21 protein-coding genes and 1 tRNA gene are annotated in these 20,085 nt (G+C 50.1%); 10 read left to right on the top strand and 12 right to left on the bottom strand.

Features of this window, described 5'->3' with window-relative positions; translation table 11 throughout:
• Position 1: 1 nt before the first annotated feature.
• The 6 genes from hflC to dnaG all read left to right on the top strand — a co-directional run bounded on the left by hflC (position 2) and on the right by dnaG (position 6,331).
• Positions 2-922 carry a protease modulator HflC gene (gene hflC / locus CAP48_RS12545; protein WP_100697232.1) on the top strand — a complete coding sequence of 307 codons (921 nt, stop codon included), beginning with the start codon at positions 2-4 and terminating at the stop codon, positions 920-922.
• Positions 923-1,061: 139 nt separating this feature from the next.
• Positions 1,062-2,225, top strand: coding sequence for an ATP phosphoribosyltransferase regulatory subunit (locus CAP48_RS12540; protein WP_100697230.1), 1,164 nt, complete (start codon positions 1,062-1,064; stop codon positions 2,223-2,225).
• A 61-nt stretch (positions 2,226-2,286) separates the two neighbouring features.
• Positions 2,287-3,591, top strand: a complete 1,305-nt coding sequence (locus CAP48_RS12535) for an adenylosuccinate synthase (protein ID WP_100697228.1) — start codon at positions 2,287-2,289, stop codon at positions 3,589-3,591.
• Between the two features lie 13 nt (positions 3,592-3,604).
• Positions 3,605-4,147 (top strand): phosphoribosyltransferase, encoded by a 543-nt coding sequence (locus CAP48_RS12530; protein WP_100697226.1) that lies wholly within the window; start codon positions 3,605-3,607, stop codon positions 4,145-4,147.
• Between the two features lie 69 nt (positions 4,148-4,216).
• Positions 4,217-4,429, top strand: a complete 213-nt coding sequence (gene rpsU / locus CAP48_RS12525) for a 30S ribosomal protein S21 (protein ID WP_014750883.1) — start codon at positions 4,217-4,219, stop codon at positions 4,427-4,429.
• A gap of 9 nt (positions 4,430-4,438) precedes the next feature.
• Entirely contained in the window at positions 4,439-6,331 is a 1,893-nt protein-coding gene (dnaG, locus tag CAP48_RS12520) for a DNA primase (protein WP_100697224.1), read from the top strand.
• Here dnaG and CAP48_RS20310 read toward each other — a convergent pair.
• Positions 6,323-6,715, bottom strand: coding sequence for a hypothetical protein (locus CAP48_RS20310; protein WP_192871334.1), 393 nt, complete (start codon positions 6,713-6,715; stop codon positions 6,323-6,325). The two genes, dnaG and CAP48_RS20310, sit on opposite strands and share 9 nt — an antisense overlap.
• On the opposite strand from CAP48_RS20310, the gene rpoD reads away from it, so the two are divergent.
• The 4 genes from rpoD to CAP48_RS12500 all read left to right on the top strand — a co-directional run bounded on the left by rpoD (position 6,681) and on the right by CAP48_RS12500 (position 11,349).
• Positions 6,681-8,984: an RNA polymerase sigma factor RpoD gene (gene rpoD, locus CAP48_RS12515; protein ID WP_100697329.1), complete on the top strand. Its 2,304-nt coding sequence runs from the start codon at positions 6,681-6,683 to the stop codon at positions 8,982-8,984. The genes CAP48_RS20310 and rpoD overlap by 35 nt on opposite strands.
• A 156-nt stretch (positions 8,985-9,140) precedes the next feature.
• Positions 9,141-9,217 (top strand) — tRNA-Ile (locus CAP48_RS12510).
• A gap of 282 nt (positions 9,218-9,499) precedes the next feature.
• Complete coding sequence (locus tag CAP48_RS12505; protein WP_242444478.1) at positions 9,500-10,456, top strand: restriction endonuclease; 957 nt, start codon at positions 9,500-9,502, stop codon at positions 10,454-10,456.
• Positions 10,457-10,680: 224 nt separating this feature from the next.
• Positions 10,681-11,349 carry a hypothetical protein gene (locus CAP48_RS12500; protein ID WP_100697220.1) on the top strand — a complete coding sequence of 223 codons (669 nt, stop codon included), beginning with the start codon at positions 10,681-10,683 and terminating at the stop codon, positions 11,347-11,349.
• Positions 11,350-11,832: 483 nt separating this feature from the next.
• Here the strand turns inward: CAP48_RS12500 and CAP48_RS20235 are convergent, their stop codons facing one another.
• The 11 genes from CAP48_RS20235 to CAP48_RS12455 form a co-directional block, all read right to left on the bottom strand.
• Positions 11,833-12,006, bottom strand: coding sequence for a hypothetical protein (locus CAP48_RS20235; RefSeq protein ID WP_161495254.1), 174 nt, complete (start codon positions 12,004-12,006; stop codon positions 11,833-11,835).
• Positions 12,003-12,392, bottom strand: coding sequence for a hypothetical protein (locus CAP48_RS12495; RefSeq protein WP_100697218.1), 390 nt, complete (start codon positions 12,390-12,392; stop codon positions 12,003-12,005). Before CAP48_RS12495 ends, CAP48_RS20235 begins: the two co-directional genes overlap by 4 nt.
• A 2-nt stretch (positions 12,393-12,394) precedes the next feature.
• Complete coding sequence (locus tag CAP48_RS12490) at positions 12,395-12,883, bottom strand: DUF5681 domain-containing protein (RefSeq protein ID WP_197707272.1); 489 nt, start codon at positions 12,881-12,883, stop codon at positions 12,395-12,397.
• A 34-nt stretch (positions 12,884-12,917) separates the two neighbouring features.
• Entirely contained in the window at positions 12,918-13,622 is a 705-nt protein-coding gene (locus tag CAP48_RS12485; protein WP_100697216.1) for a hypothetical protein, read from the bottom strand.
• A 592-nt stretch (positions 13,623-14,214) separates the two neighbouring features.
• On the bottom strand, positions 14,215-15,918 hold the full coding sequence (locus CAP48_RS12480; protein WP_161495253.1) for a DUF3987 domain-containing protein: 1,704 nt from the start codon (positions 15,916-15,918) through the stop codon (positions 14,215-14,217).
• Positions 15,919-16,064: 146 nt separating this feature from the next.
• Positions 16,065-16,280: a helix-turn-helix domain-containing protein gene (locus tag CAP48_RS12475; protein ID WP_100697212.1), complete on the bottom strand. Its 216-nt coding sequence runs from the start codon at positions 16,278-16,280 to the stop codon at positions 16,065-16,067.
• 256 nt (positions 16,281-16,536) lie between these two features.
• Positions 16,537-17,790, bottom strand: coding sequence for an integrase family protein (locus CAP48_RS12470; RefSeq protein ID WP_100697210.1), 1,254 nt, complete (start codon positions 17,788-17,790; stop codon positions 16,537-16,539).
• A 320-nt stretch (positions 17,791-18,110) separates the two neighbouring features.
• On the bottom strand, positions 18,111-18,677 hold the full coding sequence (locus CAP48_RS12465; protein WP_161495252.1) for a site-specific integrase: 567 nt from the start codon (positions 18,675-18,677) through the stop codon (positions 18,111-18,113).
• A gap of 377 nt (positions 18,678-19,054) precedes the next feature.
• Positions 19,055-19,360, bottom strand: coding sequence for a hypothetical protein (locus tag CAP48_RS20085; protein ID WP_153045699.1), 306 nt, complete (start codon positions 19,358-19,360; stop codon positions 19,055-19,057).
• 118 nt (positions 19,361-19,478) lie between these two features.
• The gene (locus CAP48_RS20230) at positions 19,479-19,640 is read right to left on the bottom strand and encodes a hypothetical protein (RefSeq protein ID WP_161495251.1); all 162 of its coding nucleotides are present in this window, start codon (positions 19,638-19,640) and stop codon (positions 19,479-19,481) included.
• 229 nt (positions 19,641-19,869) lie between these two features.
• The coding region (locus CAP48_RS12455) for an integrase core domain-containing protein (protein WP_153045698.1) at positions 19,870-20,085 on the bottom strand (216 nt) is incomplete at its 5' end.

Genomic DNA, 20,085 nt, shown 5'->3' with positions numbered 1-20,085 from the left:
CATGAATAAAACAATTTTCGGGGCGGTCATCTTTGTTATCGCCGCATTTCTATTTTCCTCTTCGGTGTATACCGTGAGTGAACGCAATACCGCCCTGGTGTTTAAACTGGGGCAATGGAAACGGACGGTTTCCGAGCCCGGACTGCATTTTAAATGGCCTGCGCCATTGGAAACCGTGGTCAAGCTTGATAACCGCATCCAGACCATTGAGTCAGGCGATGCCGAGCGTATCCAGACTTCAGAGAAGAAAAACCTGATTATCGACTCCTACGTCAAATGGCGCATTATCGATCCTTTGCGTTATTACATTTCGTTTGGCGATCGTCTTGATGCAGCGCAAAACCGCCTGGGAGCACAAATCCGCGATGCATTGAATGCCTCAGTCAACACACGTACGGTTCGGGACGTGATCTCGCAAGAACGACATGTGGTCATGGACGAAATCGTTCGCAATGTCGAGCAGCGTGCCAAGCCCCTGGGCATCGAAGTGGTTGATGTTCGCCTCAAGCGTATTGAGTTTTCACCCGAGGTTTCTGAATCGGTGTATGCCAGGATGCAGGCCGAGCGTAAGGAAGAAGCCAACAGCCTGCGTGCCAACGGTGCTGCCGACAAGGAGCGCATCGAAGCCGCAGCCGATCGCCGGGTACGGATAGAACTGGCCGAGGCTGAAGCCAAGGCCGAAGTATTGCGCGGGCAGGGCGATGCAGAGGCAGCCGAAATTTATGCCTCTGCCTATGGCAAAGATCCGGCATTCTTCAGCTTCTACAATAGTATGGATGCGTATCGCACTGCGTTTAGCAGCCGCAGCGACCTGCTGGTTGTGGACCCTGCGTCGGACTTCTTCCGTTATTTCAACCAGTCCGGCGGTAATGGGCAGGCAGTACCTGCGGGCGCCGCAAGCCAGCCGCTACAGGTCCAATAAATCGGCAAAATGACCAATTGCGGGACTTACAGCAAATTACCGAGTACAATATCCTGTAAGTTTTAAGTCACTTTATCAATGCGATTCGGCTGCTTACGCAACCGGGTCGCATTTTTATTTGGTTTCCCCATTTTCGGACATGACGACAAGCAACTGGCTCCTTCCTGAACACCTATCCGATATTCTGCCCGCAGAAGCGCGCCGGATCGAAGAACTGCGCCGCGCAATGCTCGATTTATATCGCAACTGCGGTTTTGAACTGGTTGCGCCGCCGCTGGTTGAATATACCGATTCGCTGTTCGTCGGTAACAGCCAGGATCTGAAGCTGCAAACCAATAAACTGGTGGATCAGCTCTCTGGCCGTACCATGGGGGTGCGAGCCGACATGACCTCGCAGGTTGCGCGCATCGATGCGCATTTGCTCAATCGTGAAGGAGTGGCCCGGCTTTGTTATTGTGGTAGTGTGCTGCATGCCCGGCCTTCGGGCTTGCTGGCAGACCGCGAGTTGCTGCAGATTGGTGCCGAAATCTATGGTCATGCCGGCTATGAAGCAGATTTGCAGGTTATCGAGTTGGCGCTCGAAAGTCTTGCTCTGGCCGGTATTCAGAATGCCAGCCTGGATCTGAATCATCCGGGTGTCTCGCGCGCGCTTATCGAGGCGGCAGGCCTGCAGGCGCAGGCCGGCGAAGTGCTGTCGCTGCTCAAGGAAAAAGACGTGCCAGGGTTGCGTCAACTGGTTCAGGCCACACCCGGTGTGCCCGACAATATCGCAACGGCGCTAATCCGTCTGCCGTCGCTTTATGGCGACGTCGGTGTGCTGGACGAGGCCGCATCGGTCCTGCCCGATCTGCCGGGCATCCGCGCCGCGCTGCAAGCTTTGCGCACGCTGGTCGATGCGCTCAAGTGCACCGCGGTGGGGGTTGACCTTGCCGATGTCAAAGGCTACGACTATCATTCTGGCGTCAGTTTTGCCATTTTTGGACGCGGCTGGCCAGAGGCCATTGTTCGCGGTGGCCGTTACGATAATGCCGGTGCCTCCTTTGGACGCGCGCGGGCGGCAACCGGCTTTAGCCTGGATTTGCGCAAGGTCTCTGCCGGTCTGGCGCCGGCCGAACCGTCGCGGGCTGTGTGTGCTCCGTGGGATTCGGATCCTGCGTTGGGTGAAAAAATTCGCCAGCTTCGACAGGAAGGGAATGTTGTGGTGCAGTTTTTTCCGGGCACCACGCAAAGTATTGATGAATTTGTTTTCGACCGTGAGCTGGTTTGCGATAACGGTCAATGGGTGCTGAAAAGCGCCAACTAATCGGGTCCTGCGGATATCTTTTCGGCAGGAATAAGATGAACTTTTGTACAAAGTCACTTTTATGAGCAAGAACGTAGTGGTAATTGGCACCCAATGGGGTGACGAAGGCAAGGGGAAGATTGTTGACTGGCTGGCCGAGTCAGCGCAGGGCGTTGTCCGCTTTCAGGGCGGCCACAATGCCGGTCATACCCTTTGGATCAATGGCAAACGTACCGTCCTGCGGCTCATTCCGTCAGGCATTATGCACCCTCATGCCATTTGCTATATCGGCAACGGCGTGGTGCTGTCGCCCGAAGCCCTCTTGAAGGAAATTGAAGAACTTGAAGCGGCCGGTCTGGACGTGCGCAGCCGCTTGCGCATTTCCGAAGCATGCCCGCTAATCCTGCCATACCATGTGGCAGTAGACCAGGCGCGTGAAGCGCGCAAAGGTGACAACAAGATTGGCACCACCGGTCGCGGTATTGGTCCAGCCTACGAAGACAAGGTAGCCCGTCGCGCCTTGCGCGTTCAGGATCTGTACGATCTTGACGTCTTTGATGAAAAACTCAAGGAAGTGCTGGAATACCACAACTTCATTCTTACCCAGTACCTGGGCGCCGAACCGGTCTCTTTTGACGAAGTAAAAAACCAGGCGCTGGCGCTTGCCCCAGTCATCAGGCCCATGGTGGCAGACGTCTCGGCGCTGTTGTACCAGGCACAGAAAGAAGGCCAACAACTCTTGTTCGAAGGCGCGCAGGGCGCTTTGCTGGATGTCGATCACGGCACTTATCCCTTCGTTACCAGCAGCAACTGTATCGCCGGCGCGGCATCGGCTGGTGCCGGTGTAGGCCCGCAACGCCTGAACTACGTCCTGGGCATCACCAAGGCGTACACCACGCGCGTGGGTTCGGGTCCGTTCCCGACCGAGCTGATGGATGAAGTGGGCGCCCATATTGCCAAAGTCGGCAATGAGTTTGGCGCCGTTACCGGACGTGCGCGTCGTTGCGGCTGGTTCGATGGCGCCGCCCTCAAGCGCTCAGTCATTATCAACGGTATTAGCGGGTTGTGCGTGACCAAGCTTGATGTGCTGGACGGCCTTGAAACGATCGGCCTGTGTACCGGCTACATGATTGATGGCAAGAAAGTTGACCTGTTGCCCTATGGCTACAAGGCTGTGGAAAAAGCAGAACCGATTCTGGAAACCATGCCGGGCTGGACCGATTCTACCGTTGGCGTCAAAGAATACGATAAACTGCCGGAAAACGCTCGCCGTTTCCTGACGCGGATCGAAGAAATCTGCGAAGTGCCCGTCGACGTTATTTCCACCGGTCCTGATCGCATGGAAACCATTTTGCGTCGCCACCCATTCCTGGACCAGCCGGACTGAAGGACGAGACAATATGAGTGCGCCAGGAAATTCTGACAAACATTTGTGGATCAGCTGGGATGAATATCACCGGTTGATCGAGCGACTCGCGCTTATCGTGCATCAATCGGGCTGGAAATTTGACAAGATCGTGTGCCTGGCACGAGGTGGCGTGCGGGTGGGTGATGTGCTTTCCCGTATATTCGATGTGCCGCTGGGCATTCTTGCCACAAGCAGCTATCGGGAAGCCGCCGGCACCGTACAGGGGCAGCTGGATATTGCCAAATTCATTACGATCACGCGCGGCACACTGGATGGCCGTGTCTTGCTGGTAGACGATATGGTCGATACTGGCCTGACTTTTGCCCGGGTCGAGGACCACCTGGTGACGCAATATCCGGCAATCACAGAGCTGCGTTCAGCCGTTTTGTGGTGGAAAGGCCACGCCAAGATCGAACCCGATTACTATATCGAAAAACTGCCTACCAACCCCTGGATTCACCAGCCGTTTGAAGATTACGACAGCTTGCGGCCTCATCAGCTGGAAGCCTGGGTGAGAAAAGGTACACAATCCTAAGGATTTGTGCTAGAATCCCTGATTATTCAAGATTTTTTCTTCCAATTTTAAAGAACACGCCTACAATTCATGCCTAACGTACGCTTAAAAGAAAACGAGCCATTTGAAGCCGCACTTCGCCGCTTCAAGCGCACTATTGAAAAAACCGGTCTGCTGACAGAACTGCGCTCACGCGAATTCTACGAAAAACCAACAGCAGAGCGCAAACGCAAGCACGCTGCCGCGGTTAAACGTCACTACAAACGTATCCGTAGCCAGCAGTTGCCTCCACGCATGTATTAATGTGCCAAGTTGATTCCTGACAGCTTTGTTCAGGACTTGCTGGCACGGGTCGATGTCGTCGACGTCGTTGGCAAGTACGTTCAACTTAGAAAGGGCGGAGCGAATTTACTCGGCCTTTGCCCCTTTCACAACGAAAAATCGCCTTCCTTTACCGTTAGTCCCACCAAACAGTTCTATCACTGTTTCGGTTGCGGCGCGCACGGTACCGCCATCACATTCCTCATGGAACACACCGGGGCTTCGTTCCCCGAAGCGGTGCGCTCCCTTGCGGCCAATGTAGGCATGGTCGTGCCCGAAGAGCAGCGCAGCCCTCAGCAACAGGTGCGCGCACGCGAACAAAAGGCACAAGTCAATCGTCATCAACAGGTTCTTGAAAAAGCGCAGGCGCGTTATCTCACGCTGCTGCGCGAAAGTCAGGAGGCCATTGCTTACCTTAAACAACGGGGCATTACCGGCAAAACAGCCAAGCTGTTCGGCTTGGGATGGTCGGGTCATGACCGCAGCGGACTCAAACAGGTCTTCGATAATTACGATGATCCCTTGTTGACCGAGGCGGGCCTGGTTATCGAATCCGATGATGGTCGCCGCTATGATCGCTTCCGTGAACGAGTCATGTTTCCCATCTTCAATGCGAAAGGGAATCTGATCGGTTTTGGAGGCCGAATCATCGGCAAGGGTGAACCCAAGTACCTCAATTCGCCCGAGACACCGCTGTTTAACAAAGGTCAGGAGCTTTACGGGCTTTGGGAAAACCGCCAGGGCATCCGGCAGGAAGGCTGCGTGCTGGTTGTTGAAGGCTACATGGACGTGGTGGGACTGGCGCAACAAGGCATCGGCTTTGCCGTCGCGACCCTGGGTACCGCGACCACCCCAACGCATATCCAGAAATTGCTGCGCGCCAGCGATCGCATCGTTTTCAGCTTTGATGGCGACGGTGCCGGTCGTCGCGCGGCCTGGAAAGCCCTGAATGTCTGCTTGCCATTTCTGCGCGATGATGTGTCCTTGCGGTTCCTGTTTCTGCCGAATGACCACGATCCCGACTCCTTTGTGCGTGATGTGGGCCCCGAAGCGTTCCGCAAGGAACTTGCCCAGTCGCGCGTGTTGTCCACATTCCTGCTTGAAGAGCTGGCTTCCCGCCACAACCTGAGCGAGGCCGAGGGCAGGGCAGCCTGCCTGCACGAGGCCAGGCCACTTATATCGGCAATACCGGCTTCAGGAATTCGCACGCAAATTGAAAACGATTTTGCCAAGCTGGTGTCGCTGACCTCTGCTGAACTGTTGACCGATCTGGCGCGCTTTGAAGAAGCGGCGCAGAAACGCCAGGACTGGCAAAAGTCTCTTCCGGACGCACTGCCCAAAAGCCAGGATGCGGCGCAAGACGGCTCGCCCTTTGGTTCTCCTTTTGGCTCCCCGTTTGATGCGGCGCCAGCATCGGCCAACACCAGGCCAGCGGCCCGTTTCGGGCGCTCAGGCAGTCGTCGCGGGACGCGCCAAGTAACGCCTTTGGCCCGCAGGCTTATCAAATTGCTGGCCTCGCATTTGGAGCTGGTCCATAAAATTACGGACCAACAGCTTGAAGTTTTGGGGTTTAGCCCCCAGTTTGCTTATGTAAGGGAATTTATAGCCTTTGCGCAGACCACCCAGGCAACACATCTTGCGGCGCTTATACAACGCGCCGAACCGGGCTCCGAAATAGCCAACATGCTGACTGGTCTGACAATCGACGCTTTTGATGAAGAAGCCTTACCCGATCCCGCCGCAGAGTGGAATGATGCACTGCGCAAAATTGAGTTCGAGCGCCTGAATCAGGATAAAGAAAATCTTGTGGCAGGTGGCTTGAAAACAGCATCGGATCGCGAACGATACATGGCAATCAATGCCCGTATCAGGCTGTTAAAATAAGGGTTGTAAAAATACTCGTGTATAATGTAAAGTTTGCTCGTCTCTTAATATGCGCCTCCTTATGCTGCTTAAATAAAAAATAACAAGCGGTAAAGCAGTGCGTGGTTTCGTTGTTTTTGTTTGTGTTGATCTGAGATTGCCGGAACTGACTATGACCAAATCCAGTAGTAAACCAACTTCTCCCAAGACAGCAGTTAAGAAAATGACCGCAAAGTCTTCTTCGAAAACCACGGCGCCAGCAACTTCTGCCCTGAAAAAAGGCAAAACGGCGCCAGCAGAGAGCAAGGCAAGTCCTTCAGTGAAAAAAACGGCGGCCACAGGCAAAGTCAGTAAGGCCGCCAAACCGGAAATGAATGTGAAAGATACTGCTGCAAAAGTAACCAAGTCAGCGCCTTCGGCCAAACCCGGAACAAAAGTGCCGGCCAGCAAAACTGCGACCGTCGCGCAGGCAGAAGCCAAGCCCGTTAAAGCGACCAAGGCTGCTGCGCAAGCGGTTGCCAAAACAACCTCGGCGCGTCCTGCTGTCAAAAAGGTCCCCGCCAAAGCGGCTGCCTCCAAGGCAGCAAAGGCAAAAGCTGATCTTGACGATAAAGACCTGGATCTGGAAGATACCGATCAGAATCGGGAAAAAGCCGGTAAACGCAAGCCTAAGGTTGGCACAGGCCGCAAGCCAGGGCGTCCGTCGAAAAACAAAAACAACGACGAAGACGACGAATTCCTTGAGGCTGAAGATGGCGAAGTGGAAGAGGTGCCCGATTTCAAACCTGCCAAACGTGGCAAACGGGGTGCGAAAGATGCCAAAGAGGTATCAAGCCGCGGCCCCGTCTCGCCTGAAGAACAGGAAGCCCGCCGCAACCGTCTCAAATTGCTTATCAAGCTCGGTAAAGAGCGAGGTTATCTCACCTACGGCGAGATCAATGACCATCTTCCCGACGACCTGGTAGATGCAGAGGCCATTGACGGCATCATCAGCACCTTCAGCGACATGGGCATTTCTGTCTACGACCAGGCGCCCGACGCAGAAGCCTTGCTGCTCAGCGACAACGCGCCTGTTGCCTCATCGGATGATGACGTAGAAGACGAAGCCGAAGCGGCGCTTACCACGGTAGATTCCGACTTTGGCCGCACCACCGACCCTGTCCGCATGTATATGCGCGAGATGGGCACGGTTGAACTGCTGACCCGCGAAGGCGAGATCGAGATTGCCAAACGCATCGAAGAAGGCCTCAAGCATATGGTCATGGCCATTGCTGCGTGCCCCACGACAATCCAGGAAATCCTGAATCACATCCAGCGCGTGCGTGATGGCCAGGCGCAAATTGACGAAATCGTCGATGGCCTGGTCACTGAAGACGGCGAGGAATATGCCGGCTCTGGCGTACAGGAAGACGAAGAGGGCGACGACGGTCCAGCCGGCGGCATGAGCAGCAAGCAACTCGAAACGCTGCGTCAGCAGGCGCTGCAAAAATTCGATTCCGTTGAAAAATGGTTCGGTAAAATGCGCAGCGTCTACGAGCAAGGTGGCTATCGCACGCCTGACTATATTCGTGCCCAGGAAGCTATCCTTGAAGAACTCATGGGCGTGCGCTTTACCGCTAAAATGGTTGAGCGTCTGGCAGATACGTTGCGCACCCAGGTAGAGGAAGTGCGTCAGCTTGAGCGCGCCATCCTGCACACCTGCGTTGACCGCGTCGGCATGCCACGCTCTTACTTCATCAAAGTCTTTCCCGGCCAGGAAACCAACTTGAACTGGGTGCAGGAAGAAGTTAACAAGAACGCTGCCTACGCAGAGACGCTTGAGCGCTCCATTCCTGATATCCATGAAATTCAGCAAAAACTGATCGACCTGGAAAATACCGTTGTTCTGCCTCTCAAAGATCTGAAAGACGTGAACAAGCGCATGGTTACTGGTGAAGCCAAGGCCAAGAAAGCCAAGCGTGAAATGATCGAGGCCAACCTGCGTCTGGTAATTTCCATTGCGAAGAAATACACCAACCGCGGCTTGCAATTTCTGGATCTGATCCAGGAAGGCAATATCGGCTTGATGAAAGCGGTAGACAAGTTCGAATACCGTCGCGGCTACAAATTCTCGACCTATGCCACATGGTGGATTCGCCAGGCCATTACGCGTTCGATCGCTGACCAGGCGCGCACGATCCGTATCCCGGTTCATATGATTGAAACCATCAACAAGATGAACCGTATCAACCGTCAGATCCTGCAGGAAACGGGTACAGAGCCGGATCCGGCAACTTTGGCGCAGAAAATGGATATGCCCGAAGAGAAGATCCGCAAAATCCTCAAAATCGCCAAAGAGCCCATTTCCATGGAAACGCCGATTGGTGACGACGATGATTCGCATCTGGGCGACTTCATTGAAGACAATGCCACACTGGCACCATCAGACAACGCGTTGTATGGTTCCATGCGCGATGCCTTCAAGGAAGTGCTGGATTCCCTGACGCCACGCGAAGCCAAAGTGCTGCGCATGCGTTTTGGCATTGGTATCAGCTCAGACCAGACGCTGGAAGAGGTGGGTAAACAGTTTGACGTGACCCGCGAGCGGATCCGTCAGATAGAAGCCAAGGCCCTGCGTAAGTTGCGTCATCCAAGCAGAGCTGATAAACTTAAAAGCTTTCTTGAAAACCAGTAATTAAATTGGAAGGCCGCACGGTCGGGTCGTTGAAACGATTTGGTTTGTGCGGGTTTCGGTTTAAGGAGTGGTGGGCAGGAAACTGCCAGAAAATTGGCCGCATATGTCAGGTGTTTTTACACAAGGTAGTCTGACAGGCGGCCAAAATAATGGATACCCCCTGTAGCTCAGTTGGTTAGAGCAGAGGACTCATAATCCTTTGGTCGCTGGTTCGAGTCCAGCCGGGGGGACCAAAAAATACCTTATTTATCAGTATGTTAAAGCCGCTCACATAAGCGGCTTTTTCTTTGCCTAGCCTGTAAGTAAGCACTATGTAAGCCGTTTTGTTGCTGTCGCTAGGGTTTAAACCTGTGTATTTATGCCACGACCGTTATGCTCGATGCATATAAAAATCGGGGATGCATACTTATTGACAGTAATATCTAGTTTCGTTAGCAAACAGATGTCACAATAGAGCTATTCGTGTTTAGAGCGGGCTCGCGGCTATGAAATGGAAAAGTAGGAACCTTCGAGAATTGGCGAACATTATATGTGGCGATGCGGACCACTTTCACTATCGTTCGAGCACCTATATTACCGAGTTTTTTCAGGATTGCGATCTTGAGTTTGTTCATGATGGCTCCACTCGGCGAATATGGGTAGCAGAGAGGTTGGAGGAGGTGTTGGCGATGCCCCATACGGGGCCTTCAAGTCCTCCCGATGCATTCGTGCGAATAATACGCTCGGTTCTGGATAAAGGGGAGGCTCAAGATGGCGATCCAGACAGAAGTGCTGCTCTTTCAGCAATTAATATTGTCCTTGCTCGTGAAGGTTGGGAGGCCTTTTATGATAATCACGGAGTAGGGCAGCTACGTCACATCGCTACGAACACTATTGCTCAGCCTGCTAACCCACATCGCCCGTTGACACCGGCAGAGTCGACTCGCCGTGATCAACTAATTGTGTATCTTGAAAAGTGTTCAGAAGACGAACTAATTGAAGAAATATTGCTGCCGCTATTTCGGCAACTGGGTTTTCACCGGATTACTGCTGCTGGTCACAAGGACAAAGCCTTAGAATATGGTAAAGATATATGGATGAAATATACGCTACCAACTCTACATGTCTTGTATTTTGGTATTCAAGCCAAGAAGGGGAAACTTGATTCTGCGGGCATGGGTAAAGAAGGGTCTAGGAATATTGGTGAGATTTTGAACCAAGTTACTATGATGTTGGGACATGAAATATTCGACCCCGAATTTAACCGTCGCGTATTGGTTGATCACGCATTTATCGTTGCTGGAGGTGAGATAACAAAACAGGCAAGGAATTGGTTGGGAAATCACCTCGATGCGACTAAACGATCACAGATCATGTTCATGGATCGTGACGACATACTTAATCTTTTTATTGTGACTAATTTACCCTTACCGAACGGTGCATTACCTCCGGTGAAGGACGCATTCAGCTTTGACGAAGATATACCGTTCTGAACGCTTTGCTTACATATCAAGTACATATTTAATGTTGGAAATAGTAATTCCCTTGAATTCATGTGGTTAGCATTTAAGACGAACTAATTTGATGTTACCCGTTCATCGACACCTGAATTTATATTCCTGTTTTCACATTAAACTATATGATTACGCATGAAATGTATTTATTGTGCGTAATATTGTGATATCATGATTTTACTTTATTGGAAATGAGGCAAATCATGGCATTTAGAGCAGACGAAGCTGCGCAAGCAAATTATCATGAAGCAGAGAATTATTTAATTCCGCGAGCGCGGGATGCGAGCGAGGCTGAAAGACAGCGCAGCAAAGACGCATTTGCAGACATTGTTGATAGATGCGGGCCTGTTATAGATAGCTACCCAACGTGGCATCCTTTAGTTAGAAATCATAATGCTCACTCCCCGCAGACGTTACCTAGCGACCGATGCGGCTATAAAGGTCTAGACCACACACGATATTTTGTTAATGGATTTATTACATGTCCCTATGGGGATGGTCAGGAAGTTATTGATTCGGTAAATGACTTGCACCGGCACCATGTTGCTTCAATTACGGCGGAAAAATTGGATGTTCAATTTTATAATCCTACCGCAACTCCAATACTTGTCACTTGTAATTGGGAAAAGCCCCTTCCGATGGATAGAATGATTCCTCTGTCTATAGCGATGCCATTGATCTTAGAGCAAGAGTTACCGTGTTGGCGCTGGTCTGAGGTTGCGGAGACGTGGGAGACCATGCGTAGTTATTTTTTAGGTAACCCTCATGGCAGCCGTTCATCACTATTTGTGAACCAAGAAACTGGGCAGGCTATAAAAAAGGTTTGGAATGCTCTTATTTACACAGGCATGTTCGGCCCCATTAAAGTTTAATAACACCTTGCACATATGCTGCTGTACGGCGCTGCTTATGTGCAGGTACTGAGTGTGTGGTGATCGCCGCCTGTGTCGCCCGCTATCGTCCCGCAGCCGTACATACGACAACGCCCCGGAATGGAAATTGCGGGGCGTTGAAGGCTAGGTCACAAAGAAAGGAGAGTAAAAACTGTGGCTCCTTGCCCTAGCAGCATCCGATATATTTAGCGTGGGTCGGTGTGCTTGACCACGTTGGCGGCCGTCGGTGCCGTTGGTGCCTTTAACTGAATCGTCTTCCTATCAAGCCGTACTTGGCAGGGTCCCGTAACCACATAAGAACACAGTCGCGGATAATAGGGCCATCTGTTGCGCACATACTGCCGTTTGCAATTGCTTCGTCAAAACTGTGGGCAGTTTCCATATACATGGACTCCGAAACCGGATTCGCAATATGTTCCAATCGTTTAACGCGAGCGAGCAGAGTGCGGATATTACTTGTGGTCATGCTCTGTGCTGTCCAGCGCTGTCCAGCGCTGTCAGTCGTTGTCCAAGCTCCAGGGCGGCTAAAAAATTTAGTTCGCGCATAATCAGTTGTTCATACGCTACGTCAAAATGCCGTTGTACTAACGCTTTACGATCAGATTCGGTAAGGGCGTTTTTAATATCTTCGTTCATTGGAAAACTCCAAGTTCAATAAGAGTGTTTGCCGCTTTAACTCGCAGGTCTTGGTCCGGGCAATTCTTAAGCACGTCCTTGCATGCATCAATAGCCAAAAGTCGCAGCTCTTCGCGCTCATCAGGCGTCAGGGACAATTGGAAATCTTTTGCTGGCTTGCCCGTTTTTAATTCTATAAAGCGGTCTACGTCTAAGGGTATGACGTTTATCTGGTGTCTCGTTCTTTGATCGGCGATTTGCAACGCTTCTTTAATAGCGTCAGCGTGTTGTGAGATATGCATATACGACCGGTCATCGTCCACCTGTACCATAACCACACTATCGGTCGGTTGTGCTTCAAATAGTGTCACACGGTTCGTTTTGTTTTTTGACCACACGTTAATCATAATTATTCCTTGTTTTCCAATGCCGCAATACGGGCTTCAAGTTCTTCAGTGGATCGAATTTGCCCCAATGTGCCAATCGCGTCGATAATCTGCTTTGCTACATCTGAGGCGATTAATCCACGGGAAATAGCATCCAGTACCTGCTCTACCTGTTTCGCAATGGGTGCTGCTACGTTCAGATTAAATTCAACCCGTTCAGTCTGCGCACGCAGGGCAGGCATTACACGGGTCAGGATCAGCGCCGCCGCTTGCGCGTCACCTTCCAGTGCCTGCTCCACCATCTTATCTACAATGCCACCAGCGTTTTCCATCATTCGATATGCGAGTCTGGCGCGCTTGTCGATAACGCCTTTGGGCCTACCTTTTGGGTTCGGCGACCGCATACCCTTTTGCCACTGCTCATTGCCGGTGACGGGAACTGGTTTGAAATTCTTCAACCACTCCGGCTGTACGAGGTCGTTATTGGGAGGTTTTGGCTTCGTGCTGGTCATGTCGTCCTTGTGATAAGTGTCTGTCTTTGTGCGATCACAGGTTGAGCGCTTGTGTTGCTTTTGAATGCGCCTCTCGAATTGAAGCTACCTGTCTCCAGTTTGATCCCATTGCTTTTTCAATCTCCAATAAAAGAGCGGAGCCACGTTTTTCGAGGTAGTCTTTAGCATTACGAAGGGCTTTTAACCGCTGGGCAGTATCGGGGCTTACCATTTCATGATATTGACGGGTATAAATTGAATGCTCGGTATCAGACATGCCGCTTAGGTATGAGGGCGCACCGAGCAGAGCGGTAAGGGTCGTTACGTCATTCTTGTCAATTGCTTGTCGCAAGAATTTATAACGACCATTAATATCCATGCTTGCCACATGCTTGCGAATCTCTGTGTTCAAATTCCCCGTGCCTGCTTTCTGCACTAAAGGTGAAGTGAGCATCTCGTCCATGCTCTTGATCTGCTTGTCCATCGTGGCGACCGCGCTATCGAATTTTTTGGTAAGACGAAGCTGCTGCGAAAGTGCAGTATCGCTGACGTGAAGGATTTGCTGTTGTTCGTTCCATGTTGGGTTCTTTGATGCTACCTTGCGAGCTTCGTGCAGCTTGCCGAGGGTGTTATAGGTGTCTTGCATCAACTCTTCTGCTGGACCCAAATAGGGAGCGCTGGTTTCGTTGTATCCGTCAATCTTCTTAACGTTTTCTGGATGGAATGAGGGGCTGACGGCGGTATTGATTTCAAGGGACATTGCTTTATCTCCAAAGTTGACTTGTTAGTTACATACTGCTTGCATTATGGGAAAAACAAGCAAATTCCGCAATTTGATCAATTACATACGTCCGCTGAACAGGTAGTTCATACTTATTTGTTCAGGATTCTGGCAGTGAGGACCACACGGTTGTTTACTGAATACTGCGCAACCGATAGCGCCAGCTGTGTGCGATTTTTAAATGCCGGTGCTACCTGCCTATTGACTCGGTACTGATTGCGGCCGGTGGGGTGCGCATTCCAGCACAACGCACCGACAACGCACCCCACCAACAACGCACCCGCCCGATACTAAACATTATTCACCTCTGGTTTATCTATCGCACGTAGTCATTTGGCAGCGCAGAATGAACTGATGGAATAATGAATTAAGAAATTAAGCACCACCCCTCCATATATATAAAATCTTGCTTGTAACGTAAACGGCTGGTCATACATATACAGATATTGTAGGGTGTATATTAATTTCTTAATTTCTTAACTTTTACATATACCCTATACAGCATAAGCGTTTGGGGCCGATTCACATAAAGAACGGCTTCTAAACTATAAGACCGTACAGTTCAATCAATTCAGTCCGGTAGCTTCAAGATTCGGTATGCCTTGCCGTGGAAATTATAATTTTCAGAAAGCACGGTATTCTTTACTTCCATAATGAAACCGTTGTCTCGCATGCTGTGCAGCGCATCGTCCATAGCGCGTTTTGCACCAAGCTTGTGGTTAGCAAAGGCCGGGAGGGATGATGTTTTCGTTTGTAGATAACCGCGTGGGACAATACAGGCTTCCCTCATTCCTGAAGGAATTTTGTAGCTAGGGGGAGGGGGCTGCCGTATATAGTCCCTCATGAATGTGACAAGTTTACGTTCACGAGTGTCATCACTAATACCAACATCGCCGCTCTGATTGCGAGACCGAAAGACCTCAATGTCTTGCCGAATCAAATTCAGAGCCCAAGCAACATGCTCGATTCCAATTTTTGGGTGCAAATAAGTATCAGACACGGCCAGGATGCAAGCCACTTTCATCGCTTTCAGATGGGCACGACTCCAAACCTGCCGTTCAAATTCGTCTTCGGTTGCGTTCAGATTTTCAATGCAATCGCGTTCAAAGGAATCTAGCTTTTCACGTGCATCGTCTGACGCACATACAATGCAGGGAGGAGGCGTGTTGATTGGGCTTTGATATTTTACTGCTTGATATACTAACGCCCTCCATGAGTCTAAATCTTCATTCGATAGGGATGTTGACCGACTCGGATTCGGCATCGGTCTGCCGCCGTCATATGAGACGACAAGGAAGCGGGACATAAAGCCGTCTGCCATCATGTCAGGTGTTAAGCATTCCAGGAACGACCCGGGAGTTGTTTCGCCTAGGAGGGACAGCGCAGGCCAATCCACTCCAAGTACATTCTTTTCGGAATTGCTGTATACCTTGCCTTCAAGATACCGTTTTCCAAACGCATTTGTTATGAGCGTTCGTAGCTGTTGCATAGGGGTATCGGATGGGTTTGCCATGCGTTTTAGTTTGCGCCCAAACTCTCCCAGCAGATTCAGGAACCCCGGAGCCGTTAGAAGCTCCTTGTGCAGTGCCTCTCCACTTACATAATCTGTACCTCGCACAAAATATTTCGCTGCGGGTATTCCTGAAAGTTCTATCAGATCGGGAATGCCTTCGTGTATACCGTCCTTCCCGATGCCGCTACGTGCGACAAGGATTAAATAGAGTGCCAGGTCTTTACCTGTGTAGGTACGATATGCGCGACCGCATACGCCAGCAAGCAAGCCCAGTGCAGCGGTAATCGCTACCTCCGGCACTGGCGAATAGCTATTCTCGAAAAGGAATTTTGCTAATCTACCGGTTTGTCCGGGCGGCCACTGGATCGATGATTCATTAGGTGCTGTGGTTACCGATAGAGGTATCTCCGTACTATTTTTTTTGTTAGCTGATTGGTTGGCTTGCTGTTGCAGTATCATTCGCTCAGCCTTCAAGTAAATACCGCTAAGGTCGGGGGGAGGGATGCTGGTGATTTTATATTCCAGCCATTCATTATCTGATTCAGGTGCTGAGGTATCGCTGCGTTCCTTTACCCATTCAGGGGCGCTCGCAATATGCTCGGGCTGTGGGGCGACAGGGGCCGCATTTGTGCTGTCGGTGTCGTGTAGGTATTGATCGCTACCTTGCGTGGCCTGTATCGGCGGTAATGTATTTCGGTCAGTATGTTCACTATCTAACTGGTGCAAGGGTTCTGTCCCATGCGGTACACTGGGTTCAATCATATTTCTGTCCTGAATGTGGTTGCTCATTCTTGCCCCGGCTTATGTCGGGGCTTTTTTTTGGATGGGCTTACAAGGCTGATACATGGCACGTAGGCGAAATAGCTAAGTACGTGATGTGCTTGGATTATTTGCGGAGCGAACACGGTCTACAGGGGAACCTGTTCGAACGAAATACGCCGCGATTCCAGGAACTGATCCAGATCGGCAATCTTATACATGCACTGCTTACCGGGCTTATAGAAAGCAGGACCTTTGCGTTCGCTTGCCCAGCAGGTAAGGGTATTGATTGAGACACCGAGATATTCGGCAGCTTGACGGCGATTGATACGGTCGGAAGGGGTGAGTGTTGACAGGTTTGACATTATGAGTGATCCTCATTAGTCTCGCATTAGATGCAAGATGAATATGGATGTCGTTTATTTTTATTGTCATTAGGCCAGACGAGAAGCGGCCTATGTCCGGGTCCTGGGGGATTTTCACCCTTGCTGTACCGGCTCTGTCTCTGGTATTTTCCTCGTGGGTGCGCCCCAGTGCGGCGCAAGATAGGCAACCAGAAAGGCTCCTATTTGTTTGGAATAAAAAGCATACCAAGAAATACGGGTATAGACAACAGTTGGATCAACTTTTGATTTCCTCTTTAGCCTGAGCGCTGATCCAATCCGCTACATTTTGCACTTCGGGCAGCAAATATCGGAGGTCGCGAGTCTGTGTGTAGTGCTTAAGGGTAACAGTGGCAGGGAGGTGATTCGTTAATATTTCAGCCTTCCATAATTCAATTTTGCATTCTAAACAGATGGCAATAAAGGTTCGCCTTAAATCATGGTTGTGAAGGTGCATGCCTGCAATCTCACTGACCTGCCGCATGGTGCCACGGGCATCTTGCATGTGGGGAACCTTTGACCCAGCACGGGAGGGGAATACATATTCGTCATTTTTTCCACGACAAGCAAGACGGGCATCAAGCAGCGCTTTTAACTGCGTGCTCATGGGAATGGTGACCACATTATGGTTCTTCGTTTCCGTCAATACAAAGTAGGGCAGTTCGCTATCCAAATGGACCTCTGACCATCGCAGTGCTGATCCTTCTCCAATACGAGCACCGGTCAATATAAGAAACATCACTAGGTGAGCTGCGGCATTGTCAGCGGGGATATAGCGCTCAGTATTGGTGCGCTCAGAGAGTAGTTCCCACACTTTCCCGATTTTATTTAGCGGTATAAATTCTTCCTTGGATTCTTCCTTGTTCCATTGAACGCTCTTGAAGGCTTGGACTACCGGGTTAATCGGAAGAATAGGGTAACTGCCATCTGCCGCAACATTTGATTCACGAGCCCAATTGCACAGTGCCCGCAAGTTACGAAAGGTCTGGTTAGCAGTTATTGGCGCGGTGGCTGATAGTAAACGAAACCGCTTTACGCATGCGTCCCGCGTGATATTAGCCACAGGTTTATCAGCCCAATCAGACAGTGTCTTGGTAACGCATTTGATAATGTCGGCTTTGCTGCTGGGGCGCAACGGACCATGTTTAGTCCGTTTATTTTCAATATAGTCTTTCATCACTTCTTGAAGAGTGATGCCCTGTGCTTGTCGACGTTTGCGTTCAACCTGCGGATTCAACCCATCGTACATTTCAGATAGTCTATTCCGTGCTCGCTTTTGTGCTTCTCTGGCATCGAGTAGATTGCAGGGGCCGATAGTATATCTACAGGTCTTGCCATTGACGCGACCTTGAACGATGAAACTCTTGGAGCCGTTGGTTGTGACCCTAACGGCTAAACCTTTCGGATCGGCATACCAATAAAACTGTTGTCCTGATGCTGGTACGGGTAAAGCCTCGATTGCCTGTTTTGTAAGGGCTTTGAGCGTTCCCATTTACGTAATTCCTCTCTGAAAAATATGCATATGATCGTTGGCGCATGTGTACCTGGGGTCACCGTGGTTATCGTCACCGGTATGCCCGGCAAGCCCAGCAACAGAGCTTTCAAATTTCATGTAAGCGCAGTTGTAAGCAGTACAGCCATTGTTGAGCATTTCTGAATATAGTGATGTTTAACCATAAGATATTGATTATTATAGTTTAATATGGCGACGCATATGTAAGCATTGCTGCCTAAATACCCTATACAGGTAACTCATAATCCTTTGGTCACTGGTTCGAGTCCAGTCGGGGGGACCAAAGTAAGTTTTTAAAATCAATAAATTAGCCGCTCCGTCAAGCGGCTATTTTTTTGTCTGAGTCCTTGGTGTGGCGTAAATTCCGTCGCATCGACGTAATTTGCCAAATGACCAGCATCCAAATGGGCATACTTCTGCACCATCTCGATAGTTTCCCATCCCCCTAATTCCTTGAGCACCATCAGCGGCGTGCCCGATTGGACATGCCAACTTGCCCAGGTATGACGCAAATCGTGGAACTTGAGCGGTTTGATGCCCGACAAAATGGCCGCGCGATCTAGCGTGCGCTTATCCACTTGAGTCACACGCACGCCACTTTCGCGCGTGAAACAATGCTCAGTCCCGGCTGATTCTCTTTCCTGAAGTAGGGCGATTGCTTCACTGTTCAACGGCATAGGGCGTGATCGGCCATTTTTGGCAAGATCATTGGTTACCCATGCCAACTTTCGATCAATATCAACCTTATCCCAAGTCAGTGACAATATTTCGTTGGCGTGGGCGCCGGTGTGTGCAAATCGGCATACTTGGTGCATCCATTCCAATTGGATATTGGAAAGCAGAATCCGCGCATCGGTTTTTGTCAACCAAACGTATATTGACCTTATTTTCCTCAAATGCAGACAGCTTAGGCGCTTTAACCAATCATCCAATTTCATCGGCTACCGAGAAAATACGACGAATCGATGATAAATAGCGATTCTTGGTCGCATTGCTAAGCCTTCTCGGTTTCTTGGACTTTGTGCCGATTCAGTGGGTCGGCAAGTTCCTAAACACTTCCTCAGATTTTAAAGAGCTAATACTGCGGCCTGCAAAAATACCATTCCAGTATTCGACATGCCTGAGCTTTACTGCATAGTCTTGCTGACCCTCTGATTTTTTTAGCATTTCGAGGGCAGCTTCTTCAAACGAATATTCTGGGGTAACGTCCAGCTGCTCTTGGTCCCATAATGACGCTTTTAGCTTATCGTGCTACTCTTACGCCGTTTTTCTGTCCTTTTAGTAGTGCGCCTAACTCTTTTTCCGCTTGGTGATACGAGATAAACCCGCCAATATGCGGATCCGGGGGATTTGTAGAGTGATATTGTCGTTTTCCTACATTGTCAACCTGCAATCCAACGCAGGTCACATTTTTCCGCTTTTTGTACAGGTTTTCAACAGATTCAGGCAAATCCGCCAATGACCATTTTTGGTGGCGGTCAATCGAAAGGCGTTCATTTCGTTTTTCTGGAGTAAATGGTCTCGTAAGAAAATCCGGTAAGCTCTGCAATTTCCTGCAATGTCAAAGCTTTTCGCATTTGGAAACCTCCAATAAAAACCTGCCAGCGGCAGGTTTAGGTATTTCTGGGACGTCGCATGAAATCGCCGCACGTCGTCGGGGTGAAAAGTCATATCTTGTCTTTGGATTCCGGGAATATCTTCAAAAATTCCTCTCTGGTAATCGTTATGCGTTCAACAGGTATTTCATTGCCGGACTTGAATTTATTGCCGATAAGTTCGAAGAAATACCAAAGCTGCTGCATCATGTCGGGGTTATCTTGATGATCCATTGCCGGCTCCTATTTAGAGGGATGAGCGAATTATGCGCTGGCAAAGCTAGCACGACAATGAATCTCGCATAAAATAGCTGGAGCCAAAAAGATGGATAATAAAGGTGAAAATGGGGCCTAGTTTGTAGCAGGATTGTTTTTAATGTTTGTATTCCTTGCACTATTACACAGAATTGTGTTCAAGTCCGACTGTAAATACCCCATCTTTAATACACCACACACATAGAATTTATAATGTTAATTTATAGTCAATGGGTGTCATGTCATTGAGTGAATCGTGCGGTCTTTCGGTGTTGTAAATCGTTGTCCAGTGTTCCGTGATGTGTTGAACTTGCTTCAACGACGTAAAAAGATATAAATCTAATACCTCTTGGCGGTACGTACGATTGAAGCGCTCAATATAGGCGTTTTGATAGGGGCAACCGGGCTGCGTATAATCAATATA

Origin of the sequence: Advenella sp. S44, assembly GCF_002810445.1 — a bacterium.
Lineage (GTDB): Bacteria > Pseudomonadota > Gammaproteobacteria > Burkholderiales > Burkholderiaceae_B > Advenella.
Note: the sequence above shows the minus strand (reverse complement) of the source record. Positions and strands in the feature narration are given on the sequence as shown.